The 22,115-nt window shown below is 73.6% G+C and carries 23 protein-coding genes; 12 read left to right on the forward strand and 11 right to left on the reverse strand.

The genetic code is table 11. From position 1 onward, the window contains the following. Positions 1 to 23: 23 nt before the first annotated feature. Positions 24 to 2,432: a discoidin domain-containing protein gene (locus E4P40_RS28530; protein ID WP_209305250.1), complete on the reverse strand. Its 2,409-nt coding sequence runs from the start codon at positions 2,430 to 2,432 to the stop codon at positions 24 to 26. Positions 2,433 to 2,868: 436 nt separating this feature from the next. Here E4P40_RS28530 and E4P40_RS10020 point away from each other — a divergent pair, with 436 nt between their 5' ends. Beyond that, entirely contained in the window at positions 2,869 to 3,606 is a 738-nt protein-coding gene (locus E4P40_RS10020) for a hypothetical protein (RefSeq protein ID WP_167762176.1), read from the forward strand. 15 nt (positions 3,607 to 3,621) lie between these two features. Here the strand turns inward: E4P40_RS10020 and E4P40_RS10025 are convergent, their stop codons facing one another. After that, positions 3,622 to 3,876, reverse strand: coding sequence for a hypothetical protein (locus E4P40_RS10025; RefSeq protein WP_135158493.1), 255 nt, complete (start codon positions 3,874 to 3,876; stop codon positions 3,622 to 3,624). 70 nt (positions 3,877 to 3,946) lie between these two features. Next, positions 3,947 to 4,870: a hypothetical protein gene (locus E4P40_RS28040; protein WP_167762177.1), complete on the reverse strand. Its 924-nt coding sequence runs from the start codon at positions 4,868 to 4,870 to the stop codon at positions 3,947 to 3,949. A gap of 260 nt (positions 4,871 to 5,130) precedes the next feature. On the opposite strand from E4P40_RS28040, the gene E4P40_RS10035 reads away from it, so the two are divergent. The 5 genes from E4P40_RS10035 to E4P40_RS10055 all read left to right on the forward strand — a co-directional run bounded on the left by E4P40_RS10035 (position 5,131) and on the right by E4P40_RS10055 (position 13,389). Beyond that, positions 5,131 to 7,083, forward strand: a complete 1,953-nt coding sequence (locus E4P40_RS10035; RefSeq protein WP_167762178.1) for a GGDEF domain-containing phosphodiesterase — start codon at positions 5,131 to 5,133, stop codon at positions 7,081 to 7,083. Continuing rightward, positions 7,080 to 9,665 carry a diguanylate cyclase gene (locus tag E4P40_RS10040; protein WP_135158496.1) on the forward strand — a complete coding sequence of 862 codons (2,586 nt, stop codon included), beginning with the start codon at positions 7,080 to 7,082 and terminating at the stop codon, positions 9,663 to 9,665. Before E4P40_RS10035 ends, E4P40_RS10040 begins: the two co-directional genes overlap by 4 nt. Before the next feature lie 132 nt (positions 9,666 to 9,797). Then, on the forward strand, positions 9,798 to 10,607 hold the full coding sequence (locus E4P40_RS10045) for an MBL fold metallo-hydrolase (protein WP_135158497.1): 810 nt from the start codon (positions 9,798 to 9,800) through the stop codon (positions 10,605 to 10,607). Then, a complete protein-coding gene (locus E4P40_RS10050; protein WP_135158498.1) occupies positions 10,604 to 11,233 on the forward strand; it encodes a VTT domain-containing protein in 630 nt (209 codons plus the stop codon). Before E4P40_RS10045 ends, E4P40_RS10050 begins: the two co-directional genes overlap by 4 nt. Beyond that, entirely contained in the window at positions 11,230 to 13,389 is a 2,160-nt protein-coding gene (locus E4P40_RS10055; protein ID WP_135158499.1) for a phage holin family protein, read from the forward strand. The genes E4P40_RS10050 and E4P40_RS10055 overlap by 4 nt, the downstream gene beginning before the upstream one ends. 3 nt (positions 13,390 to 13,392) lie before the next feature. Here E4P40_RS10055 and E4P40_RS10060 read toward each other — a convergent pair whose 3' ends face one another. Both E4P40_RS10060 and E4P40_RS10065 read right to left on the reverse strand, forming a co-directional pair. Then, the gene (locus E4P40_RS10060; RefSeq protein WP_135158500.1) at positions 13,393 to 13,638 is read right to left on the reverse strand and encodes a hypothetical protein; all 246 of its coding nucleotides are present in this window, start codon (positions 13,636 to 13,638) and stop codon (positions 13,393 to 13,395) included. Continuing rightward, a complete protein-coding gene (locus tag E4P40_RS10065; RefSeq protein ID WP_135158501.1) occupies positions 13,635 to 14,363 on the reverse strand; it encodes a GAF and ANTAR domain-containing protein in 729 nt (242 codons plus the stop codon). The genes E4P40_RS10060 and E4P40_RS10065 overlap by 4 nt, the downstream gene beginning before the upstream one ends. A gap of 238 nt (positions 14,364 to 14,601) precedes the next feature. Here E4P40_RS10065 and E4P40_RS10070 point away from each other — a divergent pair, with 238 nt between their 5' ends. Further along, complete coding sequence (locus E4P40_RS10070; protein ID WP_135158502.1) at positions 14,602 to 14,919, forward strand: hypothetical protein; 318 nt, start codon at positions 14,602 to 14,604, stop codon at positions 14,917 to 14,919. A 97-nt stretch (positions 14,920 to 15,016) separates the two neighbouring features. On the opposite strand, the gene E4P40_RS10075 is transcribed toward E4P40_RS10070, so the two are convergent. Then, positions 15,017 to 15,379 (reverse strand): DUF1801 domain-containing protein, encoded by a 363-nt coding sequence (locus tag E4P40_RS10075; RefSeq protein ID WP_135158503.1) that lies wholly within the window; start codon positions 15,377 to 15,379, stop codon positions 15,017 to 15,019. A gap of 9 nt (positions 15,380 to 15,388) precedes the next feature. Then, on the reverse strand, positions 15,389 to 15,601 hold the full coding sequence (locus E4P40_RS10080) for a hypothetical protein (protein WP_135158504.1): 213 nt from the start codon (positions 15,599 to 15,601) through the stop codon (positions 15,389 to 15,391). A 175-nt stretch (positions 15,602 to 15,776) separates the two neighbouring features. Here E4P40_RS10080 and E4P40_RS10085 point away from each other — a divergent pair, with 175 nt between their 5' ends. Continuing rightward, the gene (locus E4P40_RS10085) at positions 15,777 to 16,769 is read left to right on the forward strand and encodes a glucosyl-3-phosphoglycerate synthase (protein ID WP_135158505.1); all 993 of its coding nucleotides are present in this window, start codon (positions 15,777 to 15,779) and stop codon (positions 16,767 to 16,769) included. A gap of 90 nt (positions 16,770 to 16,859) precedes the next feature. Further along, positions 16,860 to 17,705: a glycerophosphodiester phosphodiesterase family protein gene (locus E4P40_RS10090; protein ID WP_135158506.1), complete on the forward strand. Its 846-nt coding sequence runs from the start codon at positions 16,860 to 16,862 to the stop codon at positions 17,703 to 17,705. 64 nt (positions 17,706 to 17,769) lie between these two features. Here the strand turns inward: E4P40_RS10090 and E4P40_RS10095 are convergent, their stop codons facing one another. After that, positions 17,770 to 18,435 carry an HAD family hydrolase gene (locus tag E4P40_RS10095; RefSeq protein ID WP_135158507.1) on the reverse strand — a complete coding sequence of 222 codons (666 nt, stop codon included), beginning with the start codon at positions 18,433 to 18,435 and terminating at the stop codon, positions 17,770 to 17,772. 121 nt (positions 18,436 to 18,556) lie between these two features. Here E4P40_RS10095 and E4P40_RS10100 point away from each other — a divergent pair, with 121 nt between their 5' ends. Together E4P40_RS10100 and E4P40_RS10105 are read left to right on the forward strand one after the other, a co-directional pair. Next, positions 18,557 to 18,988, forward strand: coding sequence for a DUF5946 family protein (locus tag E4P40_RS10100; protein WP_135158508.1), 432 nt, complete (start codon positions 18,557 to 18,559; stop codon positions 18,986 to 18,988). Positions 18,989 to 19,033: 45 nt separating this feature from the next. Beyond that, positions 19,034 to 19,738: a TetR/AcrR family transcriptional regulator gene (locus E4P40_RS10105; RefSeq protein WP_209305251.1), complete on the forward strand. Its 705-nt coding sequence runs from the start codon at positions 19,034 to 19,036 to the stop codon at positions 19,736 to 19,738. Between the two features lie 6 nt (positions 19,739 to 19,744). Here the strand turns inward: E4P40_RS10105 and E4P40_RS10110 are convergent, their stop codons facing one another. The 3 genes from E4P40_RS10110 to E4P40_RS10120 form a co-directional block, all read right to left on the reverse strand. Next, positions 19,745 to 20,356 carry a TetR-like C-terminal domain-containing protein gene (locus tag E4P40_RS10110; protein WP_135158509.1) on the reverse strand — a complete coding sequence of 204 codons (612 nt, stop codon included), beginning with the start codon at positions 20,354 to 20,356 and terminating at the stop codon, positions 19,745 to 19,747. 130 nt (positions 20,357 to 20,486) lie between these two features. After that, positions 20,487 to 20,819: a hypothetical protein gene (locus E4P40_RS10115; RefSeq protein WP_135158510.1), complete on the reverse strand. Its 333-nt coding sequence runs from the start codon at positions 20,817 to 20,819 to the stop codon at positions 20,487 to 20,489. A 42-nt stretch (positions 20,820 to 20,861) separates the two neighbouring features. After that, a complete protein-coding gene (locus E4P40_RS10120; protein WP_135158511.1) occupies positions 20,862 to 21,749 on the reverse strand; it encodes a 1,4-dihydroxy-2-naphthoyl-CoA synthase in 888 nt (295 codons plus the stop codon). A 31-nt stretch (positions 21,750 to 21,780) separates the two neighbouring features. On the opposite strand from E4P40_RS10120, the gene E4P40_RS29320 reads away from it, so the two are divergent. Beyond that, on the forward strand, positions 21,781 to 22,115 hold a 335-nt coding region (locus tag E4P40_RS29320), incomplete at its 3' end, for a hypothetical protein (protein WP_209305252.1).

Consider the following 22,115-nt stretch of genomic DNA (forward strand, 5'->3'; position numbering starts at 1 on the left):
GGCGCCGGACCCGGTCAGGGCCGTCATGCGCCGTACGCCTGGAGCTCGGCCAGTCCCACGTTCTGGGTCGTCCCGCTGACCGACGTGATCGTCAGCCGCAGGCTCGTCGTCGAACGCGCCGGGAACGTGACGGTCGTGCCGGCACCGGCGTTGTCGAGCGCCGGCACGGTGACGGTGGACCCGTCCGAGAACGTCAGCGTGGCCGTGAGCACCTGGTCACTGGCGTTCGGCCGGTCGTAGAGCACGACCCTGCCCACGCTGACCGCGCCCGTCCAGGCCAGCTGGAGCCAGCTCCCGGCCCGGCCGCCGCTGGTCGCCCACTCGGCCGTGGTGTTCGCCGGGTAGCCGGCGACGATGCCGTCCACCGCCTTCGTCGCCAGCTGCCCCGTCCCGGTGTTCTGGGAGGACGCCGTCACCGCGGCCGACGACGCCAGGTTGGTCGTGACCGGCGGCGACGAGGTGGTCGTCGGCGGCGTCGACGTGGTCGTCGTGGTGGTGGTCGTCGTGGTGGTGCTCGGTGGCGTGGTCGTGGTCGGCGGCGTGGTCGTCGTCGGCGGCGTCGTGGTCGTGGGCGGCGTCGTCGTGGTCGGCGTCGTCGTCGTGGTGGTGGTCGTGGTGGTCGTCGTCGCCGGCGCGAAGGCCTGGAGCTCGGACAGGCCGGCGTTGGCCGTCGATGCGCTCACGGACGTGAACGTGATCCGGAGGCTCGTCGTCGTCCGGGCCGGGAACGTGACCGTCACCGCGGCACCTGCGTTGTCGAGCGACGGCACCGCGACCGTCGAGCCGTCCGAGAACCTCAGCGTCGCCCCGGTGACCTGGTCGCTGGTGTTCGGCCGGTCGTGCAGGACGACCCGCGCGAGCTGGACGGGGGCCGCCCAGCCGAGCTCCAGCCACGTCCCTGCGCCGCCCTCGGGCTCGGCCCACTCGCGCTCGTAGTTCCCCGGCCACCCGTCGACCACCCCGTCGACGGCCTTGATCGCCAGCTGGCCGGTCTCGACGTTCTCGCCCGAGGCGTCCACCGTCGCGGTCGGCGCGAGGTTCGTCGTGCTCGGCGGCGGCGTCGTCGTCGGGGGCGTGGTCGTCGGGGGCGGGGTGGTGGTCGTGGCGGGTGGGGTGGTCGTGGGCGCCGTCGTGGTCGTGGCCGACGTCCACGCCTGGAACTCCGCGAGCCCGACGTTCCCGGTCGTGCCGCTGACCGACGTCGCCGTGAAGCGCACCGACGACGTCGTCCGCGCCGGGAAGGCGACCGTGACTGCGGCGCCGCCGTTGTCCAGTGCCGGCACGGCCACGGTGGAGCCGTCCGAGAAGGTCAGGGTGCCCCCGGTGACCTGGTCGCTGGCGTTGGGGCGGTCGTGGAGGACCACGCGGTCCAGCCGGACCGGCGCGACCCAGCCCAGCTGCAGCCAGCTGCCTGCGCCGCCGCCGGTGGTGGCCCACTCCGCCTGGTAGTTGCCCGGCCAGCCGTCCACCGTGCCGTCGACGGCCTTGATCGCCTGCTGACCGTCCGCGGGGTTCTCCGACGACGCGGTGACGGTCGCCGACGGCGCGACGTTCTGCCCTCCGGTGGGTGGCGCGGATCCGGCCCGCTGGCTCACGGCGTGATTGCGCGGGATCCAGAGCGCCTCGGTCCGGCCCTGCGACTGGCACACCGAGTAGGAACTGCACATGCCGGAGTCGAACGGCGCATAGGCGTTGAAGGCGTTGATCTTGGCGGTGAGGTCGGCGCCGGTCACGTTGGTCGGGAGGCCGGTGACCTGGTAGCCGTAGTAGCCGGTGATGGAGGCCGTGGGGACGGATGCGTTCCGGGCCTCGACGGTCAGGCGCGCCACGGTCAGGTGGTCGCTGTGGTCGCCGGTCCCGTACTCGTGCACGTCGTTCAGCGTCCGGACGACCGAGGGTGCCGCCGCCGCGAGCAGCGCGCCCAGGGTCTGCACCAGGTTGGCGCGGGTGTAGGTCTCGGTCGGTGTCACGACCGTGCTGATGGACGGGATCTGCCCGGTGTTGAGCTTCTGCAGCGTGGCGAAGCCGGACCGGGACGTGCCACTTCCGTCGGGCATCCCGTCCGGAAGGCGCATGAAGACCACACCGACCGTCGGCCTGGCCGCCAGGGAGAGCGTGGTGATGCTGTGGCCGGCGAGGGTCTGGCTCGAGGTCGTCCAGGTGTTGGCGACGCCGGCCATGGTGGCGTAGGCGGCGCGGATGCCGCTCTCCCGGCTCTGGAAGTACGCGTTGGGGCCCCCGCCGTCCCCGGAGGTCAGGAAGACGGTCGTGCTGCACCTGCCGGCCTGGATGTCCTTCGCGATGGCCGGGTTGATGAAGAAGAGGTCGTCGTCGGGGTGCGCGACGACGTTCACCGTGCCGCCGGAGCAGGGCGCCGCGGACGCCGTCGTGGCCAGCACCAGGGTGCCGACCGCGAGCAGGGCGGTGAGCACAGCCGCGGTCCACGCGCGGACGCGCGGCATCCGGCGCGCGACGGGCGGTCGGTTCGTGCTGCTCCCGGGGCCCGGAAGAGCCGGCACCGCCCGCTTCATCCGAAACTCAGACATCTGACCCCGTCGCTCCACCTGTCCGGCAACTGCTGCGCGGAACTTCACGGACCGTAACCGACCCCGGGAGGCACCGGAACCCACTTCCGCTCGGACGGGTCACTCATCTGGGGAAAGTCACATTCCGGGCTCATCACTCTGTGTGACGGCAGGGCGTCGTTGTGCGCATGGCCTCGGAACGGAGGCACGTCCGGCACGCGACCTCGGAGCAGGGCTTGACCGTTGGTGACCGATGCCGACCCGACAGCAATGGCTCGCCGCGCGGCGCTCCAGCCGCGCCGGGCCCCCGCCCGCGGGTCCCGGCAGCCCCTACGGTGCCGCCGTGCGCGTCCTCTTCGTCTGCACCGGCAACATGTGCCGGTCGCCCCTGGCCGAACGAATCCTGCGCGCCCGGGTGACCGACACCCTCGGCCCCGAACTGGCCGCCACGGTGTCCGTGGCCAGCGCCGGACTGGAGACACGGCCCGACCTGCCGATGGACCGGCACACCGCCAAGATCCTCACGCGCGCCGGCCTGGACTCCGAGGGGTTCCGCACCAGGACCTTCGACCGCACGCTGGCGGAGGAGTCCGACCTCGTCCTCGCCATGACGTGCCGGCACCGCACGACCGCCCTCGCCCTCGCGCCCCGCACGATGCGGCGGACCTTCACCCTGATCGAGGCCTCCGATCTCGTCCGCCAGGCCGACCTCACCGGCCTGGACCAGGTACCCCTCGCGCACCGGGGCGCCGAGCTGGCGACGCGCCTCCAGGACTGCCGGGCCAGGCGGCCGGTCAACAAGCTCGACGACGTGCCCGATCCGATCGGTCGGAGCATGCGCATCCACAAGGACGTCGCCCGGCGGGTCACGGCAGCGCTCCAGCCGATCGCGGACGCCCTCCTCACCGGCGGAGCGGGTGAGGAGCCGGAGCCGAACGTCGTCGCGGACGTGGGCGGTGCACCGGCGGTCCCGTCTCCCCTGGCCGACCGCCCGCCGCCGGAACGCCGCGTCGATCCGCACGCCTCGGTCCGTCACCCGAACCGGCAGCGGGGCAACACGAAGTCCTCCGGACGTCGCTGACCCGACCGGCGGCGGTCAGCCTGGCCGGCGGGTCCGCCGGAGGGTGCTCCAGCGGAAGGCCGCGAGCGCCAGGCCGGTGAGACCGGCCAGATCGGCGCCGGTGAGCCCGTGGCCCGGACCGACCGTGAGCAGGACCGGCCCCTCCATGGGCTTGTTCACCAGCAGCCAGAGCACGGACACCCCGGCCAGCACCGCCGCGCCCGTACCGCCGGACCGCCCGGACAGACCGGCGGCCAGCACCAGCCCGACGAGCGCGAGCGCAGCGACCATGAGCGCATCCTGGCCGAGACATGGTGCTCCTGGGCGTCCCGGAGACCCGAGACCCGGGCGGGACCGTTCGTCAGCCCGGCAGTGCCCCCGTGAGGCCCTCCGTCACCGGGCCGAGCACCGGTGCCGTCACCCCTTCTGCGGTCTCGGTGATCGGTGCCACGACCGCGTCGGCTGCCTGCTCGACCGGCGCCGGCACCGGGTCGGCCGCCTCCACCACCGGCTCCGTCGCGCGGACCACCGGCCCGGCCACGGGTTCGGACGCCTCGACCACCGGCTCGACAGCACGCGTCACCGGTTCGAGTACGGGTCCGGGCGCCGCCGGTGACTCCGGAGCCGGATCCGGCCCTCCCGACGTCGGTGGCTGATCGCCGCCGGAAGACGGGGCGCCGGGCGCTGACCCGGACGCCGGCGGCGCCGCCGGGGAGCCCGCCGAGCCGGCCGACGGCGGGGACGCGGTGCCGCCGGCGTCCCCCGGAGCTGCCGGCGGCCAGGACGGTGCGACCAGAGGCCCGGCGGCCACGCCACCCGCAGGCACCGCGGGACCGACGATCGCCGTCCTGCCTCCAGCCGCCTGTGCTGCCGACACCCCGCCGGCCTGCTGCGCCGCCGCGAGCCACGAGCTGATGCCCCAGCTGTCGCCGATTCCGCCGCTGTCCGGTGAGAACCGTCGGCCGACCTCGGCGATGTCGCCCGCGCCGCTCCTGGACACGCCCGGATCACGCGGCGATGGCTCCGCCGGTCCGTAGTCGTACGGCGGTAGCGCCAACAGGTTCCCCGGCTCCTGGGTCCCGGTGAACACGATGACCGCCAGTGCGGCGGCGGCGAGCGCCCCGGTCGCTCCCCACAGCCCCGAGACCGCGACCTCCTGGGTCGCGACTACGTCGGGCCGGAGCTCCTGCGGAGGGCGGTGCCTCCCCTCGCCCGCCGCCCGGTGCTGTCCTGCGTGTCCTACGTCGTCCGGTGACCGGTGCCGGCCGTGCTGCCGCGCGCTCATGCTCTCTCCCCACAGCGCCGTCCCGAGCTGCTCAGCAGTCCGCCCGCCGACCCCGGCCGGCGGACGACACCGGACCGGAGGGAGGACGCCTGTCTGCCCCCGTGCTGCAGAGCGTGACGTCCGCGATACCCGCCGCTGCCCGGATCACGCGCGCAGTCGGCGAAGTTCCGGAAACAGACGCGGCCGGGCCGGTCACCCGAAAAGGTGACAGCTCCGTAACGGTGCTGCAGCAGCACGCCCGGGGAACCGATCAAGACGAGGTGACCACCGCCCCCGTCCTGGGGCAGCCAGCGGCTGCATTCCCGGTCGTGCCCCGGAACGGGCGCGCCGGGCTCGTTGCTGCCAGCGGAGTGGTCGTCGCCGTCGTCGCCGTGCTGGGTGGTCTCCTGGCCGTGCGCGTCGACACCACCGCGGGCGCGGTGATCGCCGCAGCCTCACTGGTCGGCTTCACCGGCGCCCAGTTCGTGCTCCTCCGCCGTCAGCGCGCGCTGGCCGTCGACCTGCACCGCAGCCAGTCCTCGTTCCGCACCCTCGTGAAGAGCAGCGTCGACCCGGTGGTCATCGTCGACGAGGCCCTCCGCGTCACCTTCGTCTCCCAGGCCGTCGCCGACCTCCTCGGCCTGGACCCGGCCGGCGCCCTGGGCATGCCGCTCATCGACGCGGTCCACCCCGACGACCGCGCCTCGCTGGCGGTCGCGCTGAACGGTCCGCCCAGCGCGGCCGACGACTTCGCCGTCCGCACCGCCCGTGTGAAGCACGCCGACGGCCGCTGGCGACTCATCCAGGCCACTGTCCGCGACCTGCGCTCCGACCCCGACGTCGGAGCGCTCGTCCTGTACTGCCGCGACGTGTCCTCCCGGGTGCCCGCACCCGGCATCGACCCCGAGCTGACCGAGTTCTCCCTCACCGACGCGGTGACCGGGCTGCCCAACCGCGCCGCCCTCGTGCGCCGGCTCGGCGCCGTGCAGCGCGAGACCGGCAGCGCGTTCGCCCTCGCCCTCATCGGCATCGACGGCATGGGCGCCGACATCCTGCCCGTCGGCACGGAGGACGACGTCCTGCGCGGGCTCACGGCCCGGCTGACCCGCGCCCTCCGCGGCGAGGACTGGCTGGCCCGCGGCAAGGACGGCGACTTCGTCGTCCTCGTCACCGGCACGATCGCCGAGGCCGAGACCGTCGCGGCCCGTCTGGTGGCCGCCGTCGGTCCTGTCCCCACCACCCTCGGACCCGTCCGGCTCACCGCCGTCGCCGGCGTCACCGCCCTGGCCGACGACGTCGACACCGGTGAGGCGCTGCGCCGCGGCGACCTCGCCCTCCGCAGCGCCCGCATCGCCGGCGCCGGCTCGGTGCACCGCTACGACGACGCGCTGCGCGTCGAGCAGGACCGCCGCACGGCTCTGCGCGCCGACCTCGACGGGGCCCTCGACCGCGGCGAGCTGCGCCTGGCCTTCCAGCCGGTCGTGGACGTCGTCATGCAGCGCACCGTCTCCGTCGAGGCGCTGCTGCGCTGGCGGCACCCGCTGTTCGGCGACGTCTCCCCCACCGAGTTCGTGCCCCTGGCCGAGGAGTCGCCGCTCATCACCGAGCTCGGCCGCTGGGTGCTGCGCGAGGCGTGCACGACGATCGCCGACCTGGGCGACACCGACCTCAGCGTCGCCGTCAACGTCTCCGCTCGCCAGGTGCGCAGCGGCGAGCTCGTCCCCGACGTCATCAGCGCCCTGGAGACCAGCGGCCTGCCGGCCAGCCGGCTGATCGTCGAGATCACCGAGTCGGTGCTGCTCGACGACTCCCACGTCATCGAGGACCTCACCGTCCTGCGTCAGCTCGGCGTCCGCATCGCCGTCGACGACTTCGGCACCGGCTGGTCGTCGCTGGCCTACCTGGTCGGGATGCCGGTCGACGTCCTGAAGATGGACCAGTACTTCCTGGCCAACGTGGAGCACGACCCGGCCCGCCGGGCGATGTGCCGCGCGGTCCTGCAGCTGGGTTCCAGCCTCGGCCTGCCCGTCATCGTCGAGGGCGTCACCAATCCCACCGTGCTCAACCTGCTGCGCGACATGGGCCACCGCTACCTGCAGGGCTACGTCTTCGCCCGGCCGCTCGAGGCCGAGCAGCTGGCCGACGGCGCCTGGGAGGCCTGGGTCGAACTGCCGGCCACGGAAACCACCACTTCTGCGTCCGTCCGGGCAGAATCCCCCGCGATGCCGTCATGACCGCTCTCCGCAGCATTCCGCGCGAGGTCCGCTGGACCGTGCCCCTGGCCCTGATCGGCCTGGCGTTCGCCGTGCCCTTCAGCGCTCCGGACGGCACCGGCATGCAGTGGGACGAGCTCGTCCTGGGCACCGTCGCCGCCAGCTCCGCGTGGACGCTGTTCCGGCTGACCCGGCGCATGACCCCGCAGGCCGCCCGCCCGTGGCGGTTCATGACCGTCGGCATCCTCATGTTCATGACCGGCCAGTTCCTGGCCGGCTTCTTCCCCGGCCCGGAGTTCGACGGCTTCGGTGCCGACGACGTCCTGCTGCTCGCGGGCGCCTCCACCCCGCTGGCCACGTGCGCACTGCTCGCCCGCCGGGTCAGCCGGACGCGCTGGCCGGCCCTGCTCGTCGACGGCGCGGTCATCACGACCGCGCTGCTCGTCGTGACAGAGGTGCTCCGCACCCCCCTGATCAACCCCGTCGATGCGCCCGACGACCTGCGCTCGCTCGTCCTCGCCTACGGCGGCTATGCGGCCGTCATGCTCGGCGGGGCGGGGGCGCTGTGCACCGTCTCCACCGCGGCGCTGCGCCGCTCGGTCAGCATCATGATCGGCGCCGTCGCCTGCCAGGGTGCGGCCGCCTGCTTCGAGGCCATGGCGATCATCTCGCCGTCCTGGCTGTGGACGGCCGGCTCCGACGTCTCCGTCGCCCTCGGCCTGGTGACCGTCGTGGTCGCCGCGGGTTTCGCCCCCACCCGGTTCTCCGACACCAGCGCCCGCGCGGCCGCTCCCCAGGTGACCCCGCTGGGCATCCTGCTGGTGCTCGCCGCCACGCTCAGCCTGCCCGTGACCATCGGCGTGAGCCTGTGGCAGGACCAGGCGCTCTCCGCCGGCGCCGAGGTCGGGTGCGCGGTCGTCTTCGGTCTCATGGGGTTGCGCCTGGTGCTGCGGATCCGCGAGGACGGCCGGGTCACCGAGGACCTCGTCCGCAGCGAGGAGGACTTCCGCGACCTCATCCAGTCCAGCTCCGACGGCATCGCGATCATGGACGCCGACTTCAACCTGCTCTTCACGTCGCCGGCCGCCCGCCGCCTCCTCGGGCTGGCCGGCGACAACGACGCGGAGATCGGCCTGCTGGACCTCGTCGACCCGGCCGACCGCGAGCACGTCCGCGAGGCCACGCTCGTCCCCGCCGGCGAGGGTCCGGCCATGCACTTCCGCGTGCGGACGTCGGACGGCACGTCGCGCGAGCTCGAGGCCACCTCGACCGAGCGGCCGGGCAGCGGACGACGGGTGCTCTACCTGCGGGACGTCACCAAGCGCCGTCGCCGCGAGCGCGAACTGGAGCGCATGGCCTACACCGACCACCTCACCGCGCTGCCCAACCGCGCGCACCTGTTCCAGGAGCTGGCCGCGCCGTCCCTGGACGAGCGCTGCCTCCTGGTGCTCGACCTCGACGGCTTCAAGGCCGTGAACGACGTCGCCGGCCACGAGGCCGGTGACCAACTGCTGGTCGAGGTGGCCCGCCGCCTCAACACCGTCGTCCGCGAGGACGACCTCGTCGCCCGACTCGGCGGCGACGAGTTCGCCGTCCTCGTCACCGGCTCGATGGTCGAGGCCGAGGACGTCGCCCAGCGCGTGGTGGACGCCCTCGGGCTGCCGCACCGCACCAGCGACTGGGCCTTCGCCGTCGGCGCCAGCGTCGGCGTCGCCCCGCTGAGCCCCGCCGGGGGCCAGCTCGCCTTCCGGGAGGCCGACGAGGCGCTGCGTGCGGCCAAGCAGGCCGGCAAGGGCTGCGTCCGGCTCGCCCACCACCGGTCCTCCCCGGCCGTCGTCGTCCCGGACGGCGACCTCGCCGCGGTCGTCGACGAGGGCGTGCTCCAGGTGCGCTTCGACGCGGCCTGCGACGCCGACGGCCGCATCCTCCTGCTGCACGCCGTCCCGATCTGGCAGCACGCAGAGCACGGCACGGTTCGCGGCATGGAGCTGTGGACGGCGGCCGAGCGGCAGGGCCGCTCGGCCGCGCTCCAGCGCTGGCTGCTGCGGCAGGCCTGCCTCGAGGTCGCCGGCCTGGCCGACGACCGGATCGGTGTCGCGGTCAGCCTGCCGGCCGGCCACGTCTTCCCCGACCGCCTCGCCGCCGAGATCGCCGACGCGCTCGACGCCGCCGACCTCCACCCGTCGAGGCTGACCATCTCCTTCACCGAGGAGACGCTGCTGACCGCCTCGGCCGCACTCGTGCCCGAGCTGGAGGCCACCCGCAGCACGGGCGTGCGCCTCTGCCTGGACAACTACGGCATGGGCCACAGCCTCTTCGCGCTGCTCGCCCGCATCTCGCTGGACATGGTGCGGGTCGACCTGGCCGCGCTCGCCACCCGTGACGACACCGGCCGCGCCCTGCAGGTGCTGGCCGCGATCGTCCGGACGACGGCGAGCTTCGACCTGCTCACCATCGCCGGCGGCGTGAGCACGCCCGAGGCGCGCACGTCGGTGCTGGCCGCCGGCGTCCAGCTGCTGCACGGCCGCCTGCAGCCGCACGACCTGCCGGTCGACGCGGTCGCGGCCCTGCTGCCCGGCGTGGACCCCGTCCCCGCCGCCTGATCCTCTCGGCACCCCCACCGAGTCGATCATCTACCGGAGGGGGTCAGGGTTCTCCCCCATTTCCGCCTGGGGCGTCCCCCACACGGGGGCAAACCGCTGGGAACTGTCGCCACCCGGGCGAATACTGGCCGCGTGGCGAGCCCGGAGATCCACTTCCTGGGCCACTCGACCGTCCGCGTCGAGCTGGCCGGGCGCACCGTGCTCACCGACCCCCTGCTCGCCCGCACCGTCGGCCTGCTGCGCCGCGTCGTGCCGCTGCCCGACCCTGCCACCTGGGCGGGCGTCGACCTCGTCCTGATCAGCCACCTGCACGGCGACCACCTGCACATCCCGTCGCTGCGCACCGTCGGCCCGGACACCCGGATCCTGGTGCCCCGCGGCGCCGGCGACTGGCTGCGCGGGCGCGGCTTCCCGCACGTCGGCGAGCTGTCGGCCGGCGAGACGATCCGGGACGGCGACCTGCGCATCACCGCCGTCCGCGCCGAGCACAGCGGCCACCGCTGGGGCCCGCGCTCCACGCACGGGCCGGCCACCGAGTCGCTCGGCTACCTGCTCGAGGGCGGCGGCGTGACCGTCTACGCCAGTGGCGACACCGGGCTCTTCGACGGCATGGCCGTGCTCGCGGAGCGCGCGGTCGACGTCGCCCTGCTGCCCGTGTGGGGCTGGGGGCCGACGCTCGGGCCGGGCCACCTCGACCCCGTGAGTGCCGCGGAGGCCGTCGCCCGCATCCGGCCGCGGTTCGCCGTCCCCGTGCACTGGGGCACGCTCGCGCTCGCCGGCATGGCGCACCTGCCCTCGCCGTTGCGCGGGCGCATGCGCCGGCTGCTGGTCGACCCCCCGCACTCGTTCGCCACCGAGGTGGCCGCCCGCGGGCTCGGCACCCGCGTCGTCGTCACCCCGCCCGGCAACCGCGTGTCCCTGTCGCCCGCGGCGGCGGCATGAGCACCGACTGGCTCGCAGCGGTCTGGGAGGGCGAGTCGGTGGTCGGCTATCCGCTGCTCTTCGGCCTGGTGCTGCTGGGCTCCGTCATCCCGATCGTGCCCACCGGTGCCGTGGTCGGCGCCGGGGCCGCGTTCGCGATGACGACGGACACCCTCGGCCTGCCGCTGGTGCTCCTGGTCGCCACCCTCGCGGCGCTGACCGGCGACCTGATCACCTTCGCCGTCTGCCGGTTCGGCGGGCCGTCCGCCGTGCGCTGGGTGGCGCGCGGTCAGCACCCCGAGCGGATCGACGAGGTGCGCGACCAGTTCCGCCGGCACGGCTGGCAGATCATCGTCGCCGGCCGGCTGCTGCCGGCGGGGCGGATCCCCGTCCTCCTCGCCGCGGGGGCTCTGGCCTACCCGTGGCGGCGGCTGCTGCCCGCCGCGGCCCTGGCCGCCTTCCTGTGGGCGCTGGCCTACGCGCTGCTCGGCGTCGTCAGCGGCGGGATCTTCGACTCCCCGCTGCTGGCCACCCTGCTCGCCACCCTCCTCGTGCTGCTCGTCGGCGGCGTCCTGAACGTCGTGAGCGCGCGCCGCCGCAAGCCCGCACCCACGGCGCCCGAGCGCGAGCCCTGCGAGACGTCGTGACCGCGTTCCCCGCCCACGGCCGGCTCCTGCGGACCGGCCGGACGATCGCCCGTGTCCTGCTGACCTGGGCGATCGCCACCGGTGCGCTCGTCGCGCTCGACTCCTGGCTCTCCGGCTTCGCGATGCGCTCCTGGTGGCAGCCGCCCGTCGCCGCTCTGCTGCTCGGCCTGCTCACCGCCGGGGTGTGGCCGCTGGTCCTGCGGGTCGCCCTGCCCCTGGCCCTGTTCACCTTCGGCGTCGGCGGCTTCCTGCTGCTGGGCGCCGGGGTGCTCGCGGTGTTCATGGCGATCCCCGGCGTCGAGGTGACCAGCTTCGCGACCTCCGTGGTGGTGGCCGTGTCGATGGCGGCGGTCTCGGGCGTCGTCAACAGCGCGCTGGCGGTCAACGAGGACGAGGTCTTCTTCCGCCGCGCCCGCCGCCGCGCCGGCAATGGCAGCTACCCCGAGCCCAGCCCGCCCGGAGTGCTGTTCCTCCAGATCGACGGGCTGTCCTACGAGACCGCCCGGCGTGCCGTCCGGGACGGGTCGATGCCCACCCTGGCCGCCTGGCTCCGCTCGGGCAGCCACGTCCTGACCTCCTGGCACACCGACTGGAGCTCGCAGACCGGTGCCAGCGTCAGCGCGATCCTGCAGGGCTCCAACTACGACATCCTCGGGTTCCGCTGGTACGAGAAGGACCGCGACCACGTCACCCGCGTCTCCCACCCCACGGACGCCGTCGAGGTCGAGCGCCGGCACTCCGACGGCCGCGGCCTGCTCGCCGGCGGCGGCGCGGGGCGCGGCAACCTGTTCACCGGCGACGCCCGGCACGTCAGTCTCACGATGAGCTCGCTGTCCCACGTGGTCCCGGCCCGAGCCCGGCGCATGCGCCGCCGCGACCGGGTCGGCGCCGGCTACTACGCCTACTTCGCCAACCCGGTGAACGCACTGCGCACGATCGGCGTCTCGGTCGTCGACATCTACCGCGAGCTGCGGGCCGCCGCGCAGCAGCGTCGGGCCGACGTCCGGCCCCGGGTCTCCCGCGGCGGGATCTACCCGCTGGCCCGCCCCGGCACGACGGTGATCGCCCGCGACGTGGTCGTCTCGGCGCTGCTCGAGGACATGCTGGCCGGCCGGCCGGTCGTCTACGCCGACTTCCTCGGCTACGACGAGGTGGCCCACCACTCCGGCCTCGAGCGGTTCGACAGCCTCGAGGTGCTCCGCAGCATCGACCAGCAGATCGGCCGGCTGTACCGGGCCACGGCGCTGGCGCCGCGGCCGTACCACCTGGTCTGCCTGTCCGACCACGGTCAGACGCAGGGCTGGGCGTTCGCCGACCGGTTCGGGGAGTCGATCGAGGAACTCGTCGGGCGGCTCTGCGGCGCCGACGTCGTGGCGCGGAAGCGGCACCTCACCGGACCCAGGGACAGCCGGCGGACGGCGGAGGGCTGGCAGGTCACCGCTGCCCTGGGCGAGAGCGCCGGGCCGATCGCGCGTCGGCTGCGTCAGCGCGTGGAGCGGGCCGAGGCGGTCGACCACGAGCACGAACTCGTGCCCGGCGTGCCCGGCGAGGTGCCGAGGGTGGCGCCGGGTGTGGTCTGCGTCGTCTCGGGCCACACCGCGATGGTGTCCTTCGCCGACATCCCCGGCCGGGTGTCGCTGGAGGAGATCGAGCGGCACTGGCCCGACCTGCTGCCGGGCCTGGTCGACCACGACGGTGTGGGCTTCCTGCTCGTGCACTCCGAGGAGTTCGGGCCCGTCGTCCTCGGGCGGGACGGGGTGCACCGGCTGGCGTCCGGCGTCGTGATCGGCGAGGACCCGCTGCTCGCGTACGGCGAGCACGCCGCCGCGCTCGTCGCCCGCGTCTCGGCCTTCCCGCACTGCGCGGACGTCGTCCTCAACAGCCGCTACGACCCCGACACCGACGAGGCGTCGCCCTTCGAGCCGCACGTCGGCTCGCACGGCGGGCTCGGCGGTCCGCAGCAGCTCGGGTTCCTGACCCACCCGCGTTCGTGGCCGGCACCGGGCGAGATCGTGGGGGCCGAGCACCTGCACCGGGTGCTCCGCGGCTGGCTCACCGACCTGGGCCACCCCGAGCCGACCGGTGAGGGGGCCGCCGTGGGGGAGCAGAGCCGCACGGCGCTGGAGCGCGTCGGCGCCGGCGCGCCCCGCGGCTGAGGCCTACCGGCGGGCGAACCGGACGATCAGCAGGGCGATGGCGGCGACCACGATCGGTACCGCGATCGCCAGTGGCACGGAGACGAAGACCGCCATGACCGTGAGGGCGACGGTCTCCAGCACGATCACCAGGCCCAGGAATCCGGCCAGGGTCCAGCCCAGCACGGTCGGCAGTGTCCGCGGTTCCCGCTCCACGCCGACATTCTTGGCCATGCCGGAGGGCCGCGCCCAGGGGACGGTGTTCGTCACATCGGGTGTTTCGAGCCGGGGAGGACCCCGGTCGTGACCAGCTCCTCCGCGATGTCGCGGAGCTTCCGGTTGTTCTGCATCGAGAGCCGGGCCAGCACCTGGAACGCCTGGTCCGCGGTGAGCTTGTGCCGCTCCATGAGGATGCCCTTGGCCTGGTCGATCACCGCCCGGGAGTCCAGGGCGGTCTGCAGGTTGTCCGCCAGGTCCCGTGCGTCCTGGTAGGCGTACATGTTCGAGACGGCGACACCGGCGTAGGGGGCGAACCGCTTCGCCGCGGACCGGCTCTCGGCGTCGAAGCCGTCCACCTCGAGGCTGTAGATGTTCAAGGCGCCGTGGACGCTCTCGTGCACCGGCAGGGGGATCGACAGCGAGCTCAGCGCGCCGCGCTCGGCGGCCCGCCTCGCGTAGTCCGGCCAGCGGGTCTCCGTGCGCGCATCGGCGATCTCGGTGACCTCGCCGGTGCGGGCGGCGTGCAGGCAGGGCCCGTAGCCGTGGCCGTACTGGCTCTCGTCGCAGTCGAGGGCGAGCTGCCCGGTGAACGCCGCGGTCGTCGGCGGCTTGTGGTCGAGGATGGAGATCGAGACCTCGACGGGGGTCGGCATCGCCATCTTCGTCAGGTCGACGACCCGCTGGAGCAGGCTCTCGACGGAGTGGCCCCGCAGCGCGAGCCGGCCCAGCTCCTCGAGGGCCTGGGTGGCCGGTCCCTGGTTCTGTGCGTTCGTCATCGCGGCCGACTTCCCGAGCACGGTGCACCGGGGGTGAGCGACCTCGGCGGCGAGACCCGATCTGGGTCCCGCACACGGCGCGCCACTGTCTGACGCACGTCGGGCGTCGAGATGCACGCCGTCGAAATGAGACCCTACGCGGGATACGCCTCGCCGAGGGACTTTCGTCGGATCGGATTCCGCCTCGTCCCCGGCTTCGGTTGGCCGCCCCGTCCGTGACCGTTCTAACCTGCTCTACGTGCCCGATCAGCGCCCGGTCACCGAGGCCGACGCCGTGCGCATCCAGGACGCCCTGGACGGCGTCCGGAGGGCGCGGGACGCGCTGGAACAGGCCGTGGCCCGGGCGCTGCGGAACGGGGCGTCGGTGCGAGCCGTCGCCGACCTGGGTCTGGCACCGAACACCGTGCAGAAGTACGGCCGGGCGCACGGCTGGCCCACCGCGGACAACCGCCGGCGGTTCTACGAGTCGCGCTGGGACCGCGACGAACGTGACCGCCGCGCGCACGCAAGGGGCGACCTCGCCGGCCTACCGCGCGCACAGGCCGACGAGGCCTGACCGCTGTGCTCTGTTCTGAACGGCACCGGCTGAGGACGACGCTACGCGCGTTCGGGCCATCGCGTGGTGATCTCGTCAGGGGCTGACACGTCGACGGTCAGCGGACGCCGTCCATCCGTCGCTGCAGGAGAACCGTGATGACCCGCTGCACCAGGTCGTACGGGATCGGCCGGGCGTACCTCAGCTGCATCGTGTCGGTGGCCGCCCGGTACGGCGCGACCGCCGCGGCGAGCTCGTCGTCCATCGGCGGCAGCGGATACAGCCCGATGTGCTTCTTCCAGGCCGCCACGTGCACCAGCGGCAGTCCGTCCAGGACGAACGTCGGCATGTTGTAGCTGATGGTCTCCCCGACGTCGGGCACGACGGACCGGATGAGTCCGCGGATCCGGTCCATGACGGGGCGGACGTCCTCCGGGAGCGAGGTGACGTACTCGTCGACGGACGTGAACGTGGCTGCCATGGCGTGTTCCTACCGGGTGCTGACGGCCTCCGACAGCTCGACGGTTCCGATGCCGGTGCCGACGGTGCCGTGCCCGGCGTCGTTCAGGTCCCCGAAGGCGCCCAGGCCGGCGAGGGCGAGTGCGCCGCCCAGGACCGCGGTGGACAGGACGAGTCGCGCGCCGGTGACGCGGCGGGTCAGGGCAGCGTCGGTGCGGATCGTCACGAAGTTCTCCTCGGTCATGGGCGGCGGTCGTCCCCCGCTGAGAACTCTGGACGGCGAACCGCAGGTTGCCCGCCCGGGATCCGCAAGGAATCCGCAAGTTCCCGGGCAACGCCTGGGCCAGGAGGCGGTGACGAACGCGTGAACTCCCCGCGCCCTCCTGGCCGGCGTCGTCCTCCTGGTCGAGAGTGAGCTGATGAGACCCGACGCGCGCGCCTGGTTCCAGCACCGGACGACGTCCGCCACCTCTCTCGCCGAGATCGATCTCGACGCCCTCCTGCGCGCCAAGCGCCGGGGCGGGCACCGCGTGAGCGTCGTCCTGCCCGCGCGGAACGAGGAGGCGACCGTCGGCCGGCTGGTCGCCGACCTGCGGGAGCGCTGGATGCGCCGGGTGCCGCTGGTCGACGAGCTGCTCGTCGTCGACTCCGACTCCACCGACGCCACCGCGGCGCTCGCGCGTGCTGCCGGCGCCGACGTCGTCGCCACCACCGACGTGCTGCCCGCGCACGGCACCCGGCCGGGCAAGGGCGAGGCGCTCTGGAAAGCACTCGCCGTCACGACCGGCGACCTCGTCGTGTTCCTGGACGCCGACCTCATCGGCGACGTCGCCCACTACGTGCCCGGCCTGCTCGGGCCGCTGCTCGACGATCCGCAGGTCCTGTACGTGAAGGGCTGCTACACCCGGCCCCTGGAGGTGGGCGGGAACGTGCAGCCGACGGGTGGGGGGCGGGTGACCGAGCTGACCGCGCGGCCGCTGCTCAACGCGCTGTGGCCGGAGCTGGCCGGCTTCGTCCAGCCGCTGGGCGGTGAGTACGCGGGACGGCGGTCCGCGCTGGAGCTCGTGCCGTTCGTCTCCGCCTACGGCGTCGAGGTGGGGCTGCTGATCGACCTGCTGCACCTCGGCGGGCTGTCCTCGCTCGCCCAGGTCGACCTCGGGCAGCGGCGGCACACCTCGCAGAGCCAGGAGGCGCTCGGCGAGATGGCCGGGCAGGTGGTCTCGACCGTGCTCGCCCGCGCGGAGTGCGGGCGGCCCGGACACCACCGGCTGGACACCAGCGGACTGCTCACCCAGTTCCGCCACGACGGCACCGGGTTCGTGCCCCGCAGCAGCGCGGTCGCCGTCGACGAGCGCCCGCCGTTGGCGACGGTCGGCGAGTACTGCATGCGGCAGGCCGGCATGGTGGGCTGACCCCCTGATTCCGGACGACCCCGGATCGCGCGCTCACGGCCCGTCAAGGGAAGATCACCCGGTGCCGCTCGTTCCGCTCCTCGCACCCCGGTGAACGTTCCCGAGGTCGTCGCCCACCGCGGCGCGACCGCGGAAGCCGCCGAGCACACCCTGGCGGCCTACCGCCAGGCCGCGGCGATCGGCGCGGACGCCGTCGAGTGCGACGTGCGCATGACCCGGGACGGTGTCCTCGTCTGCGTGCACGACCGGCACATCAGGCACACGTCGAACGGCCGAGGCGTCGTGTCGGCCATGCCCCTGGCCGAGCTCGAGCAGTTCCAGTTCGGGCCCCGGCGCGGCCGACGGCTGACCGACCGGTGGGCCGACGACGAGATCCGCACGGTCACCGACGAACCGGATGTCGAGAACGGCCTCGTGCTCACCCTCGACCGGCTGCTGGAGTACGTCACGGCCACCCCGGGCACCGTGCGCCTGGCGATCGAGACCAAGCACCCGACCCGGCATGCGAAGAAGGTCGAGGAGGCCCTCGTCGACTGCCTGCACCGCTACGGGCTGCTCGCCCACGGCCGCCCCGTCGAGTGGGCCGGCCTGCCCGCCGTGCGCATGATGAGCTTCTCGCAGCTCGCCGTCCGCCGGATGCGTGACCTGGCCCCCGGCATGCCCACCGTGCAGCTCATCGGCAAGCGGCTGCGCCCGGTCCGCCGCGAGCTGCTGCAGAGCACGGCGACCGCGGTCGGCCCCGGCATCGGGCTCCTGCGGTCCGACCCCGAGTTCGTCGCCGACGCCCACGCGGCCGGCAAGGGGGTCCACGTCTGGACGGTCAACAGGGCCGCCGACATGGACTACGTGCGCGAGCTCGGCGTCGACGTCGCCATCACCGACAAGCCCGCCGAGCTGCTCCGCCGCCTCGGCCGGGGCCGTCCCGCCGCCTCCTAGGTGCCATTTCCGGAGGAATGGCACCTGGCGGAGGGTGCCATTTCTGGGAAAAGGCACCTACGGGTCAGGCGAGGTCGGTGTCGTCGAGCGCGGCCGTGAGGTCGGCCGGGGTGTCGTAGATGGCGACCGCGCCGGCGTCGCGCAGCTCGTCGTCCCCGAAGCCACCGGACCGGACGACGATCGCCGGCATCCCTGCGTTCTTGGCCGCCTCGACGTCGTAGACGGAATCCCCGACCACGACGCTCGGGGCATCCACGGGTTCCCCGAGCTTCGTCAGCGCCACCTGCAGGAGGTCCGGCGCCGGCTTGGTCTCCTCGACGTCCTCGCTGGTCGTCCACGCGTCGGCGATCTCACGGGCGTCCAGCAGGTCGAGTGCCCGGTCGACGTGGTGCGGCTTTCCCGAGCTGGCGAGCACCACCCGGTGCCCCCGCTCCTTGAGCGCCACGATGAGCTCGCGGGCGCCGGGCAGCAGCGCCGTCTCCCCCAGCAGCGGGTCGGCCTCCTTGACCCACAGCTCGCGGGCCTCGTCGCCGATCCGCTCCTCCACCTCGTCGCCGCCCAGCGCGCGGACCAGCTGGTCGCCGCCCATCCCGATCAGCCGGTGGATCCGCCAGATCGGGTACGTCTCGCCCAGCGACCGGAACGCCCGGTACCAGGCGAGGGCGTGCTGGTAGTTGGTGTCGACGAGGGTCCCGTCGACGTCGAGGACGGCGATGCGCGCTTCGGCCATGCGCCCGGAGCTGCCCAGCCGGCCCGGTTCCGAACCTCCGCGGACGTCAGCCGAGGGAGTGGTCGAGCAGGCACCTCCCCCCGGTCCGCACGCCCGGAACGCGTGCGGCACCATCGGACGGGTGCCCGCCCTCCCGTCGTCCGAGGTCTGTCCCGGCTGCGGCGCCGTGCTCGCGCCCGTGTCCGACGGCGGGGCCGTGCACCCGGGGGCGTCGGCGTCCTGCGCCCGCCTGTTCGAGGTGACACTGCGCGGGCTGCGGGAGGAGGCACCCGCCGACGCGGCCGCCGCCACGGTCGTGCGGCAGGCCGACGACGCCTATGACGCGCAGCACCCGGTGGCGGGGGATCCGGCCCGCTTGCGGGCGGCCCTCGACCGGCTCGGCGTGTCGCTCGACGGCACCAGCACCGTGGTCGACCGCCCACCGGGAGCCTGGCGGACGACGATCGCCGATGTCGCCGCTGATCTCGACGTCATCGACCTGGCGGTCCTGGTGGAGTCCTGGGCGCGCTCGGTGCACCACGACTGGTCGGCGGCCGCCTCTTCCCGGACCTGATCCGGCGACGAGCCGATCACCACGTGTCGTAGTTATGCTGCCACTGTGAGTGAGATCAAGGATCGTCGCGCGCAGAAGAAGGCTCAGACCCGGGAGTCGATCCGGACGGTCGCCCACCGGATGTTCGGCGACCGCGGCTTCGACGCGGTGACCATCGCCGACGTCGCCCGTGAGGCCGACGTCGCGGTGCAGACGGTGTTCAACCACTTCGCGACGAAGGAAGAACTGTTCTTCGACGGCCGGGCCGACTGGGTCGACGCCGCCGCCCGTGCGGTTCGGGAGCGTGCTGCAGGCGTCCCTCCGCTGAGCGCGCTGCGGGAGCACCTGACGGCGTCGGTCACCGAGTACCTGGACTGGCTCCGCGACCCCGCACACCGAGCGGTGATCGCCACCCTCGAGGCCTCCCCGGCCCTGAGTGCGTACGAGCGCGAACTGCACCACGTGTGCGTCCGCCGGTTGAGCCAGGCCCTGTCCGAGGCGCTCGCCGACGACGAACCGCGGGCCCGGGGCAGCGAGGCCCACCTGATGGCACCGCTGACCGCGGCGGTCTGGATGGCGGCGATCCGCGCGCTCGTCATCGAGCAGCGCAGCCGCCTCACCGAGAGCGTCGACGACGCAGCGATGACCGCGACGGTCGCCCTGCTCACCGAGCAGGTGCTCGTGCGGTTCGAGGAGATGACGCCCCGGGGGCCGGCGCCGCGGCCACGGATCACCGGCTGGCCGCATCCGGCGGTGCGCCGCGCGGGCTGAGCGGTCCTAGACGGAGGCCGGCACCGAGCCGCCGGTGCGCGCCGCGGTCACTGCGATGGGCGTCAGGACGTCGTCCACCACCTGCTCGACCTGGGCCGGTGTCATCGCGCCGTCCCCCGCTGCGGTGTAGCGCTGCCACCAGAACGCCTCGAGGACCGAGCCGAGCAGCGCGATCCGGTCCGGGTCCACCCGCTCGCCCCGCGCCTCCGCGCGTTCGGCGATCTCCGTGACGGCCGCGGCGAGGGGACGCACGAGGGCGGCGTCGAGACCCGCCCGCAGTTCCTCCTCGTGCCGAGCGGCGCCGACGATGCTCGCCGCCGCGCGCTCCTCGCGGTCCAGCGGGTGCGTCCAGCGGTCGGCGAGGGCAAGGAGGTCCGCGCGCAGCGAGCCGCCGTCGTCCGGTGGGGAGACGAGGGCAACCCGGCCGATCGCGTGCCGCGCGAGTGCAGCCATCGTGGGCCAGCGCCGGTAGATGCCCGCTTTGCCGGCCCGCGCGCGGGCGGCGATCCGGTCGCTGTTCAGTCGGCCCCAGCCCTCCTCGGCGAGGATGTCGACGGCGACGGAGAGCAGCTGCTCGGACAGCTCCGAACTGAGCGGGCGCCCAGGAGTTCCGGTCATGAGGGGATCTTGTGACGCGAGGTCATACGCACCGCGACATCCTGGCGTGTCGATGGATTCACCACAATGACAACGAGCATGCCCCTCGTCATCAGGGCGACAAAATGGTGATTATCATCATCGGGGGCAATCAGGCCCCGGCTGCACTTTCCACGTGCACCCGCACCGTGGCCCCGTCCTCCGACAGCCAGCCCTTGCTGCGGGCCTTCGCGATCATCACGTCCCACTGCGCCTGCCAGTCCTCCGAGGTAGCACGCGGCTGGGCGGCCGCATGCAGCGCCGCGACGTCGAGGAGCACGGTGTCGCTGTCCTGGAAGCGGCCGAGCCCGGCGCGCTCCAGCACCTCGGCGGCCTCGTCGTCGGTGACCTCTCCGAGGGCCAGGTGCAGCGCCGTGAGGTTGTCGACGTCGACGACCCGTGCCTCCGGGCGCTCCTGCGTGCCCCCCACCACCTCGACGATCATGCGGACCTCCTCGTCATTCCGCCTTTATGGCCATTTGTGCGGTCAGACATGCCAGGGGAAGCGAGAGAAATCAGGGTCCCGCTTCTCCAAGAAGGCGTCACGGCCCTCCACGGCCTCCTCCGCCATATAGGCCAGCCGGGTGGTCTCCCCCGCGAAGAGCTGCTGCCCGACCAGGCCGTCGTCGATCAGGTTGAACGAGTACTTGAGCATCCGCTGGGCGGTCGGGCTCTTCGCGACGATCCGCCGGCCCCAGTCCAGGGCGGTCGCCTCCAGCTCCGCATGGGGGACGACGCGGTTGACCATGCCCATCGCGTGCGCGTCGGCCGCGGTGTACTCCTCGCCCAGGAAGAAGATCTCACGGGCGAACTTCTGGCCGACCTGGCGGGCCAGGTAGGCCGAGCCGAAGCCGCCGTCGAAGCTGCCCACGTCGGCGTCGGTCTGCTTGAACCGCGCGTGCTCGGCGCTGGCCAGGGTCAGGTCGGAGACGACGTGCAGGCTGTGCCCGCCACCCGCGGCCCACCCGGTGACGACGCAGATGACGACCTTCGGCATGAACCGGATCAGCCGCTGCGCCTCGAGGATGTGCAGCCGCCCGCTCGAGCCCTCGCTGTGCTCGTAGCCGTACCTGCCACGCACGCGCTGGTCGCCGCCGGAGCAGAACGCCCAGCCGCCGTCCTTCGGGCTGGGGCCGTTGCCGGTGAGGATCACGCAGCCGACGTCGGTGGACAGCCGGGCGTGCTCCAGCGCGGTGATCAGCTCGTCGACCGACTGCGGCCGGAAGGCGTTGCGCACCTCCGGCCGGTCGAAGGCGATCCGGACGACGCCGGCGTCCACCGCGCGGTGGTAGGTGATGTCGGCGAAGTCGAAGCCGTCGACGGGCTGCCACGCCGCGCTGTCGAAGATCTCGGAGACGTCGGGACGGGCGCTCATGGCCCGAACCTAACGCGGTCGCGTCCGGCGGGTGTCAGCCGAGCGGGTTGGGCAGGCTCGGGACGACCGGGTCGAGGGTGTCCTCGACCGTGCCCACGGGGTCCTCGAGCACGTCGCCGATCTGCTCGCAGGGACAGGGATCCGGCTCGGGCTGGGGCTGTGGCTGGGGCTGGGGGGCGGGCTTGGTTCCTCCGCCCCCGCCGCTCGGCGCCGGGCCGGAACCCCCGCCACCGCCTGGGGCCGGCTGCGTCCCGCCGCCGCCTCCCGGGGATCCGGCAGCCGTTCCGGGCTGGGACGCATTACCGCCGCCCACCGGGGCCGCGGCGCCACCTGCGGGTGCGGCCGCACCGCCACCGGCCGCTCCGC

This window comes from Blastococcus sp. CT_GayMR20 (assembly GCF_004570345.1).